The sequence below is a fragment of the Mesorhizobium sp. WSM4844 genome, assembly GCF_055811775.1.
Genome location: NZ_JBVVQB010000058.1, coordinates 1 through 15,508, shown reverse-complemented (window position 1 = coordinate 15,508; position 15,508 = coordinate 1). Strand labels below are relative to the sequence as shown.

At 63.2% G+C, this 15,508-nt stretch carries 14 protein-coding genes; 6 read left to right on the top strand and 8 right to left on the bottom strand.

What is annotated here, in order from left to right; all coding sequences use genetic code 11:
* Positions 1-24: 24 nt before the first annotated feature.
* From AC0L2A_RS29910 to AC0L2A_RS29895, 4 genes are read left to right on the top strand one after another with little or no spacing between them, the layout of a single operon-like run.
* Positions 25-321 carry a sarcosine oxidase subunit delta gene (locus AC0L2A_RS29910; RefSeq protein ID WP_473611858.1) on the top strand — a complete coding sequence of 99 codons (297 nt, stop codon included), beginning with the start codon at positions 25-27 and terminating at the stop codon, positions 319-321.
* A complete protein-coding gene (locus AC0L2A_RS29905; RefSeq protein ID WP_473611857.1) occupies positions 318-3,311 on the top strand; it encodes a sarcosine oxidase subunit alpha in 2,994 nt (997 codons plus the stop codon). The genes AC0L2A_RS29910 and AC0L2A_RS29905 overlap by 4 nt, the downstream gene beginning before the upstream one ends.
* Positions 3,304-3,885, top strand: coding sequence for a sarcosine oxidase subunit gamma (locus tag AC0L2A_RS29900; protein WP_473611856.1), 582 nt, complete (start codon positions 3,304-3,306; stop codon positions 3,883-3,885). The genes AC0L2A_RS29905 and AC0L2A_RS29900 overlap by 8 nt, the downstream gene beginning before the upstream one ends.
* A gap of 51 nt (positions 3,886-3,936) precedes the next feature.
* The gene (locus AC0L2A_RS29895) at positions 3,937-4,167 is read left to right on the top strand and encodes a hypothetical protein (protein ID WP_023797528.1); all 231 of its coding nucleotides are present in this window, start codon (positions 3,937-3,939) and stop codon (positions 4,165-4,167) included.
* 83 nt (positions 4,168-4,250) lie between these two features.
* On the opposite strand, the gene AC0L2A_RS29890 is transcribed toward AC0L2A_RS29895, so the two are convergent.
* Positions 4,251-4,496 (bottom strand): DUF680 domain-containing protein, encoded by a 246-nt coding sequence (locus AC0L2A_RS29890; protein ID WP_128169934.1) that lies wholly within the window; start codon positions 4,494-4,496, stop codon positions 4,251-4,253.
* A 239-nt stretch (positions 4,497-4,735) separates the two neighbouring features.
* Positions 4,736-5,380: a TetR/AcrR family transcriptional regulator gene (locus tag AC0L2A_RS29885; protein WP_128173541.1), complete on the bottom strand. Its 645-nt coding sequence runs from the start codon at positions 5,378-5,380 to the stop codon at positions 4,736-4,738.
* A gap of 212 nt (positions 5,381-5,592) precedes the next feature.
* Between AC0L2A_RS29885 and AC0L2A_RS29880 the strand changes: the two genes are divergently transcribed.
* Complete coding sequence (locus AC0L2A_RS29880) at positions 5,593-6,288, top strand: hypothetical protein (protein ID WP_473611855.1); 696 nt, start codon at positions 5,593-5,595, stop codon at positions 6,286-6,288.
* A gap of 5 nt (positions 6,289-6,293) precedes the next feature.
* Here AC0L2A_RS29880 and AC0L2A_RS29875 read toward each other — a convergent pair whose 3' ends face one another.
* The 5 genes from AC0L2A_RS29875 to AC0L2A_RS29855 form a co-directional block, all read right to left on the bottom strand.
* On the bottom strand, positions 6,294-6,788 hold the full coding sequence (locus tag AC0L2A_RS29875; protein WP_268929563.1) for a MaoC family dehydratase: 495 nt from the start codon (positions 6,786-6,788) through the stop codon (positions 6,294-6,296).
* 26 nt (positions 6,789-6,814) lie between these two features.
* Complete coding sequence (locus AC0L2A_RS29870) at positions 6,815-7,630, bottom strand: SDR family oxidoreductase (RefSeq protein WP_473587930.1); 816 nt, start codon at positions 7,628-7,630, stop codon at positions 6,815-6,817.
* A 346-nt stretch (positions 7,631-7,976) separates the two neighbouring features.
* The gene (locus AC0L2A_RS29865) at positions 7,977-11,108 is read right to left on the bottom strand and encodes an efflux RND transporter permease subunit (protein ID WP_473611854.1); all 3,132 of its coding nucleotides are present in this window, start codon (positions 11,106-11,108) and stop codon (positions 7,977-7,979) included.
* Entirely contained in the window at positions 11,108-12,268 is a 1,161-nt protein-coding gene (locus AC0L2A_RS29860; RefSeq protein ID WP_473611853.1) for an efflux RND transporter periplasmic adaptor subunit, read from the bottom strand. The genes AC0L2A_RS29865 and AC0L2A_RS29860 overlap by 1 nt, the downstream gene beginning before the upstream one ends.
* A gap of 255 nt (positions 12,269-12,523) precedes the next feature.
* On the bottom strand, positions 12,524-13,453 hold the full coding sequence (locus tag AC0L2A_RS29855; RefSeq protein ID WP_287319425.1) for a LysR family transcriptional regulator: 930 nt from the start codon (positions 13,451-13,453) through the stop codon (positions 12,524-12,526).
* 134 nt (positions 13,454-13,587) lie between these two features.
* Here AC0L2A_RS29855 and AC0L2A_RS29850 point away from each other — a divergent pair, with 134 nt between their 5' ends.
* Complete coding sequence (locus tag AC0L2A_RS29850; RefSeq protein ID WP_473611851.1) at positions 13,588-14,367, top strand: alpha/beta fold hydrolase; 780 nt, start codon at positions 13,588-13,590, stop codon at positions 14,365-14,367.
* A 206-nt stretch (positions 14,368-14,573) separates the two neighbouring features.
* On the opposite strand, the gene AC0L2A_RS29845 is transcribed toward AC0L2A_RS29850, so the two are convergent.
* A complete protein-coding gene (locus tag AC0L2A_RS29845) occupies positions 14,574-15,002 on the bottom strand; it encodes a CBS domain-containing protein (RefSeq protein WP_473611850.1) in 429 nt (142 codons plus the stop codon).
* Between the last annotated feature and the right edge of the window lie 506 nt (positions 15,003-15,508).

The window sequence follows — 15,508 nt, the reverse complement described above, 5'->3', positions numbered from 1 at the left end:
CCACGGCGAATTGTAGGAACAACCATGCTTCTCATCCGCTGCCCCTATTGCGAGGAAGAGCGTCCGGAACTCGAATTCCGCAACGCCGGCGAGGCACATATCGCGCGTTCGGCGGATATGGCCGCGACAAGCGACGACGATTTCGAAAAGTTCTTCTTCATCCGCTCGAATCCCAAAGGCATCATCTATGAGCGCTGGCGGCACATGCATGGCTGCGCGCGGTTCTTCAATGCCGTGCGTGACACCGTCAGCGACAGGTTCCTGATGACCTACAACGCCGGCGAGCCGAAGCCGGCGAAGCTGCCGGGAGCCTCCGAATGATCGCGACGTTCCGCATTCCCGGCGCCGGGCGCCTCAAGCAGGCAGAGACCGCGCGGTTCAGCTTCGACGGCCAGTCCTATGCCGGCGTCGAAGGCGAAACGCTGGCCTCGGCGCTGCTCGCCAACGGCGTCCATCTGGTCGGCCGTTCGTTCAAATATCACCGGCCGCGCGGCTTCCTGTCCGCCGGGGCGGAAGAGCCCAACGCGCTGGTTGAGATCAAGCGCGACTCGGCCAGGAGGACGCCAAATGTCCGTGCCACCGTGCAGGAGCTCTATGACGGGCTGACGGCACAGTCGCAGAACCGCTGGCCGTCATTGGCCTTCGACGTCAGCGCGCTCGGCGACATCGCCTCGCCGCTGCTTTCGGCGGGCTTTTACTACAAGACCTTCATGTGGCCGAAGTCCGCCTGGAAAAACTTTTACGAGCCCAGGATCAGGGCTGCGGCAGGGCTTGGCGTCGCTCCCGACCAGCCGGATCCCGACCACTATTCGGCGCGTTTCGCACATTGCGAGGTGCTGGTGCTGGGTGGAGGTGCTGCCGGCATCGCCGCGGCACTTGCCGCGGCCGAAACCGGCGCGCGCGTCATCCTAGCCGACGAGCAGGCCGATTTCGGCGGCAGCCTGCGTTTCGAGAGTGGCGCCAGGATCGACGGCCAGGACGGTTTTGCCTGGGCGCAAGGTGCAGTCGCGACGCTCAGGGCCATGGACAATGTCCGCGTGCTGTCGCGCACCACGGCCTTCGGCTATTACGCGCAGAATTTCGTCGGGCTGGTCGAGCGCGTCAGCGACCATCTACAGAATGCCGGCCGCGAGCTGCCGCGCGAGCGGCTGTGGCAGGTTCGCGCCAAACGCGTCGTGCTGGCGACCGGTGCCATCGAGCGGCACATGGTGTTTGCCGACAACGACCGGCCAGGCATCATGCTGGCGTCGGCGGCGCGCACCTATCTCAACCATTTTGGCGTCGCGGTCGGCAGGAATGTCGGCGTCTATACGGCCAATGATTCCGCCTATGCGGCGGCGATCGACCTGAAGAAGGCCGGCGTCGGCGTGGCGGCGATAGTCGACCTGCGCGACAACCCGACCGGGTCGGTAATCGACGAGGCGAGGGCGCTCGGCATCGAGGTCAATTTCGGCCGCGCGGTGATCCGCGCCGGCGGCAAATTGCGGGTTTCGTCGATGACCGTGCAGCCGAAGAATGGCGGCGGCGAGCGCACCATCCCGGTCGACGCCATCCTGATGTCGGCCGGCTGGACACCGTCGGTGCATCTGTTCTCGCAATCGCGCGGCAAGGTCGCCTTCAACGATGAGACAAAGCGTTTCGTGCCCGGTACCTACGCGCAGGATTGCGTCTCAGTCGGCGCCTGCAACGGCACCGACGGGCTGTCGGCGACGATCGACGAGGCCTATGCGGCGGGCGCCAAAGCGGCGAAGGATGCGGGCGTCAACATCGTCAAGGAAACCAAGCCGAAGGTCGACGCCAGCGAGAACTGGTCGCGCGGCATGCTGGGTGCGGCGCCCGGCGCCGGGCCGGACACGACGGTAAAAGCCTTCGTCGACTTCCAGAACGACGTCACCGCCAAGGACATCCGCCAGGCGGTGCATGAAGGCATGCGCTCGATCGAGCACGTCAAGCGCTTCACCACCAATGGCATGGCGACCGACCAGGGCAAGACCTCGAACATGCACGGTCTGGCGATCGCCGCCGAGACGCTGGGCAAGCCGATCCCGCAAGTCGGCCTGACGACGTTCCGGGCGCCTTACACGCCGGTGACCTTCGGTTCGATCGTCGGACACGCGCGGGGTCCGCTCTTCGACCCGACCCGCAAGACGGCGATCCATCCGTGGGCCGAGGCTCAAGGGGCGGTGTTCGAGGATGTCGGCCAATGGAAGCGCGCCTGGTATTTTCCCAAAGCAGGCGAAGACATGCACGCCGCGGTCGATCGCGAGTGTGTCACGGTGCGCAAGACGGCCGGCCTGTTCGACGCCTCGACGCTGGGCAAGATCGAGGTGGTCGGGCCGGATGCGGCGAAGTTCATGGAACTGCTCTACACCAATCCGTGGGAGAAACTGGAGCCCGGCCGCTGCCGCTATGGCATCATGCTGCGCGAGGATGGTTTCATTTATGACGACGGTGTGGTTGGCAGGCTTGCAGCCGACCGTTTCCACGTGACGACGACGACGGGCGGTGCGCCGCGAGTCATGAACCATATGGAGGATTACCTCCAGACCGAGTTTCCGCATCTCAACGTCTGGCTGACCTCGACCACCGAGCAGTGGGCGGTGATCGCCGTGCAGGGACCGATGTCGCGAGACATCATCGCGCCGCTGGTCGAAGGCATCGACATGTCGGACGGGGCGCTGCCGCATATGTCGGTGCGCGAGGGCAGGATTTGCGGCGTGCCGACAAGGCTGTTCCGCATGTCGTTCACCGGCGAGCGCGGCTTCGAGGTCAACGTGCCGGCGGACTACGGCCAGGCCGTCTGGGAAGCGCTGTGGGCCGAGGGCCAGAAGCACGGCGCCTGTGCCTACGGTACCGAAGCGATGCACGTGCTGCGTGCCGAAAAGGGTTACATCATCGTCGGCCAGGACACCGACGGCACGGTGACGCCCGGCGATGCCGGGCTCGACTGGGCGGTCGGCAAGAAGAAGACCGATTTCGTTGGTATCAGGGGCATGGCTCGGCCCGACCTGGTCGCCAAGGGCCGCAAGCAGCTTGTCGGCCTGAAGACCAAAGACCCAAAAGTGGTGCTGGAAGAAGGCGCGCAGATCGTCGGCGATCCGAAACAGGCGATCCCGATGACGATGATCGGCCATGTCACCTCGAGCTACTGGTCGGAGAATTGCGGCCGCTCGATTGCGCTGGCCCTGGTTGCCGGCGGCCGCGACCGGATGGGCGAGACGCTCTACGTGCCGATGCCCAATGCGACGATCGAGGTGGAGGTCACCGGCATGGTGTTCTTTGACGACAAGGGGGAGCGCCTCAATGGCTAAGGCTGCCGCGAAGGAATCTGCCGCCGCTGCGCCGTCGGTCGAACGCCGGCCGGCTCTCGCCGGTCAGGAGCTTTCCGTAACCGGCGTTACGCTTGCTGTGTTGCCGCCGGCGCAGCGTATTTCGCTGCGCGCGCCGGACGCCTCGGTCGCGGCGCTTTCGAAGGCGCTTGGAGTGAACCTGCCGCGGAAGCCCAAAACCTCGGCGGCAAAGGCCGGGCGCACGGCATTGTGGCTTGGGCCGGACGAATGGCTGGTCATCGACGAGGTGGGAAAAGACCCGCTCGCCGATTGCGCCGAGGTCACAGTGCTGCATTCGGCGGTCGGCATCTCGCATCGCAACGTCGCCATCTCGGTTATCGGTCCAGCGGCGGCGGCGACGATCAATTCAGGCTGTCCGCAGGATCTGTCGCTGGACGACTTTCCGGTGGGCGCGGCCTCGCGCACCATCCTGGGCAAGGCCGAGATCGTGCTATTGCGCATCGCAGCCGACGCGTTCCGGGTTGAATGCTGGCGCTCTTTTTCCGATTATGTCTTTACTTTCCTGTCGGAGGCGGCCGGCGACGCAGCGGCTTAGGAATGTTCGCTGGGCTCGACCGTTTGCCGGAGCAAGTCGGGGAGAATGTCGATGCCGTCGAAATCCGCGCCGAATCCAGCGGCTCAGAAGACGCCGGCCGTGCGCTCGTTCGAACACGAGCAGCACAAAGAACCAAACATTGAAGAGGAACTCGAGGAAGGGCTCGAGGACACGTTTCCGGCCAGCGATCCGGTGTCGATCACCGGGACTTCGATTCCCGGCGCTCCTGCAAGACCTGGCAAGGCCAAGATCGTGGCCGGAATGAAGAAGCGCAGGAAATAACATTCATCAGGCTCCGGCGAGCCGGGTCGCCGGCCACGAGAGCAGGCGGTCAGGATTTCCTGTCGTCGCTTTTGTTTCGAACGTCAGAACGTGCTGGGCACGATCCACGGGTCGATGTCGATGCCGAGCCGCGGGTCCTTGCTTTCCGTTGAGCCCTTGTGGGTGGCCGCGCCTGCCTTCTCGACCGATCCGGTCGCGCCGCAATCGAGCTTAATGCCGGTGTCGGCGCAGGCCGCGGCCGGCGCCTGTTTGCCGGGCTGACTCTGGTCGGCGAAGGCAGCGCCCGAGAATGCAAGCACTGCCGCGACGGTGAGGATTGTCTTTTTCATGGTCTGTCTCCGGGCTGGATGACTGGATTTGTACATGTACGATATAGCGTACATATACGACCGGCGAATATGAAGTTCAAGTCGGAAATTGTACATGTACGAAATTTATGGCGGCGAGCGTGGCGCTAGCCCGCCGGGTCGCGATCCCAGCCACCAGGGTCCTACACGCATAGATTGATTCCCCAGTCCTTCGCCCTGTTTCGCTTGCCTGTCAGCTATCCGAAACCGAACAAAACCCTTCAGCAGTTGACCGGCGTCTCGGTCAGCGGCGGCACGTCCTGCGTGGCCAGAGCGGCAAGCGTGAAGTCGCACATCCGCTTGACGAAAGCCTGCTGGTCGCCGAACGGATAGAAGGGAAAGGTGATCAGCAGCGAGATCGTGCCGTGGCCGACCGCCCACAGCATGGTGGCGATGGCGCGCGGATCGCCCTTCAGCCTGCCGGCGGCCACGCAGGCTTCGACCCTCTTGATCAGCACCTTCATCAACGGGTTGCCCTCCTGCATCTCGGCGAAGGTCCTGCCTTCCGGGGGCTTGACCTTCTCGGTCATGAATATCGTGCGATACTCGTTGGGGTTGCCAAGGCCGAAGGCCGCATATTCGGTCATCACCACTTGCAGCGCCTCGATCGGATCGTCGGCCGGGTGATCCTCGATACGCTTTGCCAGAGTCTTGAACGCGTCCTCGGCCAACGCGAACAAGATGTCCTGCTTGTCGGCAAAATAGGAATAGACCGACATCGGCGCATAGCCGACACGCTTGGCCAGCTTGCGGATGGTGAGGCCTTCATAGCCTTCTTCCTGGACGAGCTTGTGCGCGGCGTCGACAAGTTCGGAGCGCAGTTCGGCCTTTTGTTTCTCGCGGCGTGTCTGGACGCTGAGCGGCAATTTTCGCCTGCCTTCTGTTTGTGGCTGGCTAAATTATATACGCTGTACGGAATCGGACAAGGCGCGGTCAAAAATCGCGTCCTTCTCAGCCATTTTCGCCCAAACATCGATCACCCGTGTTACCCGGGCAGAAACGACGCGACATCGGACTGTTACAACCAGAGGTTAGCTGCGGCCCGGCCAAGAGATTTTGTTGCTAGGGCGAGATGACCATGACCGAGCTTTCTTCCGTTGCGCCAAACGCAGATCCACTTTCTCACGATGCCATGCTGGCCTTCAGGCGGGTGGTCATGGTTGCATGGTTGGCGATCGCGCTCGGATTCGCCATGGAGGCGCTTACTCTGGCTGGCAGGCTTGCAGCGGGTTCTCACCCGGCTACCACCCTGATCCTGATCGAATTGGCGCAAGGCGTGACGTGGGCGTTCTTCGTCTGCGCCGGTCTCAGCCTCGGCACGGCGATCGCCAAGGTACGAGCCTCGCTCGGCGGCCTGATCGCTGCAATCTCGGCACCACTGGCGATGGCCATCGCCAAGGGGTCGCAAAAGGTCATGGTAACTGCTCTTGATGCGGCCACAAAACCGGCCACCCTCTCGCTCACCACGCTGGGCGTGCTGCGGGCGATCGAATATGGCCTGCTCGGCTGGATCCTGGCCTCGCTGGCGTCGAAGGAAAAACCCCGTCCGCTCCATTTTGCGCTGGCAGGCACCGCGATAGGCGCGGTGTTCGGCGGCGGAATCACGGTGCTGACGATTGAGACGGCCGCGGTGAACGGCGTTGCCCTTGAATTGCCGCGGGCGATCACAACCGGCCTCAACGAGATCGTGTTTCCGATCGGTTGCGCACTGGTCGTCTACATTGCCCTGCAGGTCGGTCGGCACATGAAGATGATCTCTGGCGAGGTTCGTTGACCCGTTCAGGCCGCTTCTGGCTCGCGCTCGATCAATGTCAGCGTCAGCCAGCGCGCGGTCAGCGCCGGCTTTTTCGAGCCCTCGATCTCGATCGTCACGTCATGCGCGGTCTGCACCCACCCCGACGGCCTGACCTTGACGTCGGCCAGCACGAAACGGGTGCGGATGCGCGCGCCGGTCTTCACCGGCGCCAGGAAGCGCAGCGAGTCAAAACCATGGTTGACGCCCATCTTGCTGTTTTCGAGTGGCGGCATGGTCTCGAAGGTCATCGCCGATAAAAGCGAAAGCGACAGAAAACCATGCGCGATGGTGCCGCCGAACGGCGTCTCGCGCTTGGCGCGCTCCGGGTCGCAATGGATGAACTGGTGGTCGTCGGTGGCGTCGGCGAACTGGTCGATCATGCGCTGCGAGACCACCCGCCACGGCGACACGCCGACCTCCTTGCCGACGCTGGCCAGAAGCACATCGAGACTGATCGGTTCCACGCTGATGTCCTCCATTTCAACCGTCCGGAGCGCGAGCGGCTTCATTCCTTGAACAGTGTCAGCCCATGCTGCACCGACTGTCCGCCATCGATCGGCAGGATGGCGCCGGTGATATAGCTGCCGGCACGGCTGCACAAATAGAGCGTTGCGCCGGCAATGTCATCCGGCGCGCCGATGCGGCCGATCGGTACATGGCCGCCGATATGCTTGGCCTGGTCCTCGCTCGCGGTGGCGAAGGCAGTCATCCGGCTCTGGAAGGGACCGGGGGCGAAGGCATTGACGGTGATACGGCGGGCGGCGAACTCGATCGCCAAGGTGCGCGTCAGATGATGAACAGCAGCCTTCGAGGCAGAGTAGGAGTAAGCGTCGTCGGCCAGCGGCTGCGTGCCCATCACCGAACCCAGATTGATCACCCGGGCCGGATCGGCATCGCTGGCGGCGGCGTCGAGCAGCGGCAGAAGCTCGCGCGTCAGTTGGAAGACCGCAGTGACGTTGACGCCGAACACCCTGGCCCAGGCATGGTAGGGAAAACTTTCCAGCGGCGCCCCCCAGGAGACGCCAGCATTGTTGACCAGGATGTTCAGCCGCTCGGTCCGCGCCTTGACCTCGTCGACCAGCGCCGCGATGCCAGCCTCGCTGGAGACATCGCCGGCAAAGCCCTCGGCCCGGCCGGTGCCGCCGAGGCCGTTCAGGTCATCGGCAACCCTGATGCAGTCCTCACCCTTGCGCGAGGCGATCATCACGGTGGCGCCGGCCCTGACCAAAGCGGTCGCCGCCATGCGGCCGATGCCGGTCGCAGCCCCGGTCACCAGCGCGGTCTTGCCGGCCACCGAAAACAGCTCGTCCAGATAGCTCATCGCAATTCCTCCGCGCGCCCGCGCCTCGCCCAGCAAAAGGCTGCCATGGTCAGGCCGCAAATCTCTTCAGGCAAATGATAGTGCCCAATTTGTATCGGAGATCAACTTGTTGAAGTCGGCGCCGCCCCTTATCGCCCTGCCGGGCACTTCTCCCGCAATAGTGACGGGGAGAAGGAGCTGATCGCAACGCCGGCGCCCTTCTTGCGACGCCGGTGATTGGCGAAACCGGTGACGAGAGGCCCTCTCCCCGTCCCTATACGGGCAGAGGATGCCGGCAGGCAGATGAGGGGCAACGCAAACGCTCGGAATGAGCGGTCACTGGTCCAAGCTGAAGCGATTGTCCTGCCTACTCAGCCGGCTCGACATTGGTGTAGGCGGCTTGTTCGAGCTCGCGTTTCAGCCGCGATGCCTCTTCCACCTTCGGCGTGACGAAGCGGCCGAGCAGGAGATAGGCGACCGGTGTCAGGAACAGCGTCGAGACGGTGGCCAGACCCAGGCCGCCGACGATCACCCAGCCGAGCGCGATCCGCGCCTCGGCGCCGGCGCCGCTCGCCAGCACCAGCGGCACGCCGCCGAGCACGGTGCAGATCATCGTCATCATCACCGGCCGCAGCCGGATGGTGGAGGCCTGCTCGATCGCCTCACGCACGCCGAGCCCGCGGTCTCGCAACTGATTGGCGAACTCGACGATCAGGATGCCGTTCTTGGCCATCACGCCGACCAGCAGCACCAGGCCGATCTGGCTATAGGCGTTGAGGCTGGTGCCGCTGAGCAAAAGGGCAAAGATCGCGCAGGCGAGGCCGAGCGGCACCGTCGCCATGATGATGACCGCGCTGACGAAGCTCTCGAACTGAGCGGCGAGCACCAAAAGGATGATGACTAGCGAGAAGCCGAAGATGGTGATCATGGCGCTGTTGGTCTCGCCCAGCGTCGCCGCCTCGGCCAAGGGGACGATGCGGCTGCCCGGCGGCAGAAGCGGCGTGGCGATTGCCTCGGCGCGGGTGAGCGCCTGGCCGAGCGCGAAATCGCCGCTGAGGTTGGAGGTGATCGCCACCGACGGCTGCTGCTGCTCGCGGGTCAGCGAGGGCGGTACGGCGCGCTCGGTCAAAGTGGCGATGGTCGACATCGGCACGAAGCGGCCGTCGGCCGTCTTCAGGAAGATGTTCTCCAAATCGGTCGGATCGTTGATCGGATTGGTCGTCGAGACGAGTTTCACCCCGTAGCTGCGGTCGGCGATATAGACGTCGACGACATCATTGCCGTCGAGCATGGCCTGAAAAGTACCGGCAAGCCCGGTGATGTCGATGCCGAGGTCGGAAGCACGCTCGCGGTCGATGGCCACCGAAAGCTGCGGCTGCGTCGGGTCGACGGAGAGCCGGGGCGACTGGAAGCGGGCGTCCTTCTGCATCTCGGCGATGATCTTCACCGCAGCGTCGCCGAGCGCCGCACGGTTGTTGCCGACCAGCGCGAACTGCAGGCCGTTGCCGGCGCCGCGAATCCCGAGGCTGTTGGGCTGCATCGGAAAGACGCGCACGCTCGGCACCTGCCGGGTGAGCCGTCTGATGTCGGCCATGATCTGCTGCTGGCTGCGGGTGCGCTCGTCCCATGGCGCCAGCGTCATCACCATGAAGCCGGCATTGTAGGCGCCGTTGCGGCCGGCGCTCTCGAAGGTGTTGCGGATTTCGCCGGAATCGCGCAGCGGCTGGATCAGTTTTTCGATCTTCTGCATCTGCTGCGTCGTGTAGTCGAGGCTGACGCCTTGCGGCGCGTCGACGCGCATGAGCACGATGGCACGGTCCTCGGTCGGCGTCAGTTCCTGGCGAATCGTGCCGAACAGCGTGAAGGCGGTGGCTGCAAACAGCAGCGCGACCAGGAGCACGATCCACGGCGCATCGAGGCAGGTGCGCAGGCAGCGCCGGTAGAGCCTGTTCAGCGCGCCGCCGATGCGGGCGCCGATGCCGCTGCCGCCTTCGTGATGAAGCGGCGCGACCGACAGCATGCGCGAGGCAAGCATCGGACAAAGGGTCAGCGCCACGACGGCGGACAGAAGCACCGATATGGCGAGAACGAAGCCGAATTCGCGAAACAGGCCGCCGGTCTGGCCGGGCAGGAAGGAGATCGGCACGAAGACGGCGACCAGCGTCAGCGTCGTGGCGATGACGGCGAAGAACACTTCCTGGGCGCCAAGCACGGCCGCGGCGCGTGGCCCCATGCCTTCGTTGCGTCGTCGCACGATATTTTCCAGAACAACGATGGCGTCGTCGACGACCAGGCCCGTCGCCAGCACCAGGGCCAGCAGCGTCAATATGTTGACCGAGAAGCCGGCAAGATAGATGGCGGCGATCGTCCCGATCATGGCGACCGGCATCGCAAGCCCAGGAATGAGCGTCGCGCGCCAGTCGAGAAGAAACACATAGATGACGATCAGCACGATGGAGACGGACAGGCCGAGTGCGATCTCGACCTCATGCACCGCGCCGTTGACGAAGACCGCATCGTCGCTGGTGACCTTGATCGACATGCCCTGAGGCAGATCCGCCTGCAGCGCGGCGACGGCCGCCCTGACGCCGGTCGAAATATCCAGCGTGTTCGATTCCGCCTGGCGGATGATGCCAAGACCGATGCCGGTCTTGCCGTTCGAACGCAATGTGGTCTGACCGATGTCGGGGCCGAGCGTGACGGTGGCGACGTCGCGGATGCGGGTCGTGCCGCCGATGATGATGTTTTCGAACTCCTCCGGCGTGGTCACGTCCGCCGTCGGACGCACGATCAGATCCTGGTTGGTCGTGGTGATCGAGCCGGCAGGCGAATCGAAAGCGACCGAGGCCAGCGCTGTCCTCAGGTCGGCGACGGTGAAGCCCAGGCCGGCGAGCTTGTTCTGATCGACATCGATGCGAAATATCTTGTCGCGGTCGCCATAGACCTGGACGTCGGCTACGCCAGGCACCGCGGCAAGCTCGTCCTCGATCTGGTCCTGGACCAGCACCGTCATGTCCTGCACCGACATGGTGTCGGAGGTGACAGCCAGCCGCATCACCGGCTCGGAATTGGCATCGGCCTTGACGATGCGAGGCGCATCCGCCGTGTCCGGCATCTGGTCGGCGACGCGGCCGACGCCGTCGCGCACATCGGAGGCGGCGACGTCTAGGTCGACGCCGTCGTTGAATTCGATGGTGACGCGGCTTGTGCCGAAGGACGAGGTGGACGAGATCGACTTCACACCAGAGACGCGGGCGACCGCGCCCTCAATCACGTCGGTCAATTCGCGGTCGACGGTCTCGGCTGCAGCGCCTTCAAAGGTCGTGTTGACGGTGACGACGGCGCGATCGACATCCGGCAGTTCGCGGATTTCGACACCGTAAAAGGCAGCAAGGCCAGCGACCGCGATCAGCGTGTTCAAAACGAAGGCCATCACCGGCCTGCGAATGAACAGCGCGGTGAATCCTGTGTCGCTGGCTGCGTTGTTGGTTGCGGTCATCAGCCGTCGGCGTCCGCGGCGCGCAGTTGTTCGCCGGCGATGCGGACCTCGCCGCCTTCGCTGACGCTCTGGGTGCCCTCGGTCACCACCATGTCGCCGCTGACGATCGGGGCATCGATCAGCACGGTCTCGGTGTTGCGCTGGATGATGCGCACCGCAACCCGCTTGGCCTTGCCGTCCACGATGGTCCAGATATAGGCGCCGTCCGAACCCCATTGTATCGCCAGCGGACTGACCGCAGGATAGCTGTCGCCGGGGAACTTCATGGTGATCTGGAAGGACATGCCGGCACGCAGCGAATCGGCCGGATTGGCGATCTTTGCCTTGACCAGAAGGGTACGACTGGCTTCATCGATGTGGTTGTCGATGGCGGAGACCGTGCCGGTATAGGCTTTGTTTGGGTTGGCGATTGGCGTCGCCGACAATTGCGCGCCGACTTTGACGACTGCGGCGAAGCGCTCCGGCACCCAGAATTCGACCAGTATGCTGGAGCGGTCGTCAAGGGTGGCGACCGCCGACTGGCTGGTCACATAGTTGCCGGCTGATATCGGCAGGATGCCGACGACGCCGGCGATCGGCGCGACGATCGAGCGGCGCTGCAGGGCCAGTTCCGCATCGCGAAGCGCCAGCTTGGCATTGGCCAGCACCACTTCGGCATCGGCAACGGCGACCGCTGTCGCGGCGTTGGAAGCCCGCAGCGATTTGACCCGGACGAGCTTGGCCTGCGCGTCCTGCAAGGCAAGCTTTGCGCGGTCCTGTGCGATCACCTCGGTGTCGGAATCGAGAGTGGCAATGATCTGTCCTTTTTCGACATGGGCGCCGGACTCGACCAGAAATTCGACCAGGCGGCCGGAACTGAAGGGATTGACCGTCACCGAGGCGTAGGCTCGGCCGGTGCCGATTGCCCGCAGGCGATCATTGATGACGGCCGTGGCCGCCGGCAATGCGACGATAGTCGCCAGTTGGCCGGCGTCGCTGCGGCGGCCCGCTTGCCCGGCGTTGTCGACGGCGCTCGTCGCTGTCGGAGGCGTCGCGGCATCAGCCCATTCGATGCCCCAGCGCGCCAGCACATCCGGCGCGCCTGGAAAAAAGCGAACCCAGGCGGCCGCGGCCGCGACGAGGATCACAAGTGAAAAAACGATCTGTTTCCAGGCGGCCATCGGCACTCCGGTTGGCAAGATCCCGTCTACGTTCCCAAGCTGAAGTAGACGCGACAGCACCCTCCGACACAGGGGATGGCCCGTCGATATCAAAGCTTTATGGCAATTCTCCCGCTCGCTTGCACATTAAATCGGTGTAACGTTGATAGGGCCTACGCTTGAGTCAAACTGGCTCAGCCGGCTGAGCCAATGGGGTAGTGGTCAGTTTGAAACAATCGTTGCGGTGGAAGAAGCGCATGGTAGGCAGGATCGACTTCAGATGTGACTCGCTTTGCTATCAATCCTCTTCAAATCGAGCCGCGGAATGAGAAAGTCCAAAAATGCTTTAACTTTGGGGGGCTGAACGCCGCCTCCAGGCCGGATCGCATAGAGGGTTGGTTCGGGCCCTGCCCACTCGGGTAGGACACGAACCAGTCTCCCAGCGGCAACGTCCGACTTGACGCGCACATGGTTGGTCATGAACAGACCAACTCCCTCCAGCAGGAACCCGTGAAGAGCCTCTGGATCGCTGGCAACGGCCACTGCTCGTACTTTGAACTGGGACCGCTCGCCGCCGCTCGATAGGGGCCATTCTACTGCCGGACGATTGAAATAGAACTCTGTCAACAGACAGGCATGTTCCGTCAGCTCCGATGGATGCTGTGGCGTCCCCGCACGTTCCAGGTAGGTCGGGGCCCCATAGATACCCATCGGCAATGCGCCGAGCCGCCGAGCCGTGAGCGTGGAATCGGGCAGGGTGCCTTCCTGGAGCCGGAAAGCGATGTCTATGTCCTTGGCGACAAGGTCGACGACCTCGTGCCCAAGAAGCAATTGCGGGAACACCTCTGGATAGAAGCGGCGAAACTCGGTGAGCAGCGGAGCGAGGACGCGAGTTGCCAGCCAGTACGAGGCGGCAATCCGAAGCCATCCGCGCGGATGTTGCTGCAACTCCGCCACTGCGTTCTCCGCATCCTCCAGATTCTTCACCACTCGTTCGCAGTGCTGGAAATATACCGCTCCCGCTTCAGTCAGCTTCAGGCTGCGGGTTGTTCGATTCAGCAGTTGTGTCCGCAGTCTGGATTCCAGCTCCTGCACCTTCCGGCTGACCCGTGTCTTCGGCACCTTGAGCACGTGCGCTGCCGCTGTGAAGCTCCCTTCCTGCACCACCTTTACGAAAGCGACCGTATCGCTGAAGTCGCGCAGCATATGAGTCCTCCAGCAAGTTCGGATTGTCTCTCATTTTGAGACATTGATGTCCTAATCCGCTCGGTAATCAAGTCAGGTCCGTCAGGGTAGATCATGATTGTCCTATCAACAGCAAAACCAACTGGAGAACTGCCATGATCAAATCCCTAGCGATCGCCGTCGGTGCGCTGACGCTTTCGGCAACTGCTGCCGACGCACAAAGCGCGCCGCTCCGCAACGTCGTTCTCGTCCACGGCGCCTTTGCCGATGGAGCTGGATGGCGAGGCGTCTACGACCAACTAACAAGTCGTGGCTACAAAGTCTCGATCGTCCAGAATCCGCTCACGTCGTTCGAAGACGATGTCGCCGCAACGCGTCGCGTGCTCGCCCGGCAGGATGGGCCAGCCATCCTCGTCGGTCATTCCTACGGTGGCACGGTAATTACAGAAGCCGGCAACGCTGCCAATGTTGCGGGCCTCGTCTATGTCGCTGCCTTCGCTCCAGATGTCGGTCAATCCACGCTGGACCAATATGCCGAAATTCCTCCGCCGCCGAACTTTCAGCCTGACGTGCAGCCCGATGGCTTCGCGTTCCTGAAGATTGAGACGTTTAAGGCCGGCTTTGCTGGGGATACCAAGGATGCCGATGCCGCATTCCTGCGCGACTCCCAAGTGCCGATCGCTATGAAGGCGCTTGAGGCCAAGGTGACGACGGCGGCGTGGAAGACCAAGCCAAGCTGGTACGTTGTCGCGACTGAGGACGGCGCTATTGCGCCCGAACTGCTTCGGAGCACCGCCGATCGTATCGGGGCGGTCACCACCGAGGTCAAAGGCAGCCATGTGGTATTCCTTACCCAGCCACAGGCCGTAGCCGACGTCATCGAACAGGCTGCCAAGGGTGTGGTGCCGGGCGATACCGCGGTGGCACCGAACTGACATCGCCCAAACGTAGCTCTGAGCCACCGCCAAGAGCGCAAGTGGGAAACGTGCAAAGATACTGGAGCAGCCGGAAGCGTCATCGACGTCCCCGGCATTATGACAGGAAGGCCTGATTTACGGCTCGGTCGAGCCGTCGCTTTGAGACGCGACAGCGCTAATGCGGGCCGCTGAACTCAGTTTGACCACGCAGCCGGGCAGAGCGCTTACGTCGCGTGTGCGCCGCCGGGTACGACCACGCCGGACATCGCGATACCGACGGTTCCCGGATCTTCCTTCAGCGCCGCATCCGCGAGCGAGACCACGCCCACCAGGCGCTTGTCGCGATTGAGGACAGGCAATCGCCTGACCTGGATGTCACCCATGTTCTGGGCGACATGGTCGATATCTTCGTCCTCGAAGCAGTATTTGACATCCTTGGTCATCACGTCGCGGACCGTGGCATTGCCGTCCTTGCCTTCGGCGAGCGCACGCACGACGATGTCGCGGTCGGTTATCGTTCCGACGAGTCGGTCGTTTTCTCCGACTGGCAGGAATCCGACATCGTCAACCGCCATGCGTTTCGCGATTTTCTGCAACGACTCGTCAGGACTGGCGAGATGGACGTTGGGGGTCATTATCTCAGCGACTTTCATGGTGAATCTCCCTATTTGCGCTCAGAACGGCGCCGGCGCCGGCAGTCGTTGGGCGAGATTGGTCTGGAAGACGTATTGAGGGCCTCAGGCCTGTCGCGCTGCGACGCTCGCTCGGCGGCCTCGTTCTTCGCTGATGGAACTAACAGCCGGGCCGAATGGTTCCAGCCGTTTGGCCGCGCCGCCATAGATATTCGCCGGAACCATCGGGCTCCGGTCCCGTTTGCCGTAAATACCGCCTTGCAGACCGGACATGGGCGGCGTGACCCTTGAAGCTTCCCGTTTTGTTCCCATATAGGGTGAAAGGACGGGAGACCGTTCCTCCGCCGGGTCCCGCGCGGAGACATAGGTAATAAATCGCACCTAAGACATGGTGTAGTGCGCCCCTGAACTGAGACGCCAAAAGCGTAACAGTTCTCCGCAAAAAAGATTGAAATCGTTGTTGACACTTTGGATGGGCGCCGACTATATACGCCTCACCAACGAGGGCGGCGCGCCGCTGGCGACGA

What these genes read in the sequence shown, in the direction of transcription:
- AC0L2A_RS29845 (WP_473611850.1), bottom strand. Translation starts at nt 15,002, where the DNA reads ATGAAAGTCGCTGAGATAATGACCCCCAACGTCCATCTCGCCAGTCCT.
- AC0L2A_RS29860 (WP_473611853.1), bottom strand. Translation starts at nt 12,268, where the DNA reads ATGGCCGCCTGGAAACAGATCGTTTTTTCACTTGTGATCCTCGTCGCG.
- AC0L2A_RS29895 (WP_023797528.1), top strand. Translation starts at nt 3,937, where the DNA reads ATGCCGTCGAAATCCGCGCCGAATCCAGCGGCTCAGAAGACGCCGGCC.
- AC0L2A_RS29865 (WP_473611854.1), bottom strand. Translation starts at nt 11,108, where the DNA reads ATGACCGCAACCAACAACGCAGCCAGCGACACAGGATTCACCGCGCTG.
- AC0L2A_RS29870 (WP_473587930.1), bottom strand. Translation starts at nt 7,630, where the DNA reads ATGAGCTATCTGGACGAGCTGTTTTCGGTGGCCGGCAAGACCGCGCTG.
- AC0L2A_RS29880 (WP_473611855.1), top strand. Translation starts at nt 5,593, where the DNA reads ATGACCGAGCTTTCTTCCGTTGCGCCAAACGCAGATCCACTTTCTCAC.
- AC0L2A_RS29850 (WP_473611851.1), top strand. Translation starts at nt 13,588, where the DNA reads ATGATCAAATCCCTAGCGATCGCCGTCGGTGCGCTGACGCTTTCGGCA.
- AC0L2A_RS29910 (WP_473611858.1), top strand. Translation starts at nt 25, where the DNA reads ATGCTTCTCATCCGCTGCCCCTATTGCGAGGAAGAGCGTCCGGAACTC.
- AC0L2A_RS29900 (WP_473611856.1), top strand. Translation starts at nt 3,304, where the DNA reads ATGGCTAAGGCTGCCGCGAAGGAATCTGCCGCCGCTGCGCCGTCGGTC.
- AC0L2A_RS29905 (WP_473611857.1), top strand. Translation starts at nt 318, where the DNA reads ATGATCGCGACGTTCCGCATTCCCGGCGCCGGGCGCCTCAAGCAGGCA.
- AC0L2A_RS29890 (WP_128169934.1), bottom strand. Translation starts at nt 4,496, where the DNA reads ATGAAAAAGACAATCCTCACCGTCGCGGCAGTGCTTGCATTCTCGGGC.
- AC0L2A_RS29875 (WP_268929563.1), bottom strand. Translation starts at nt 6,788, where the DNA reads ATGGAGGACATCAGCGTGGAACCGATCAGTCTCGATGTGCTTCTGGCC.
- AC0L2A_RS29855 (WP_287319425.1), bottom strand. Translation starts at nt 13,453, where the DNA reads ATGCTGCGCGACTTCAGCGATACGGTCGCTTTCGTAAAGGTGGTGCAG.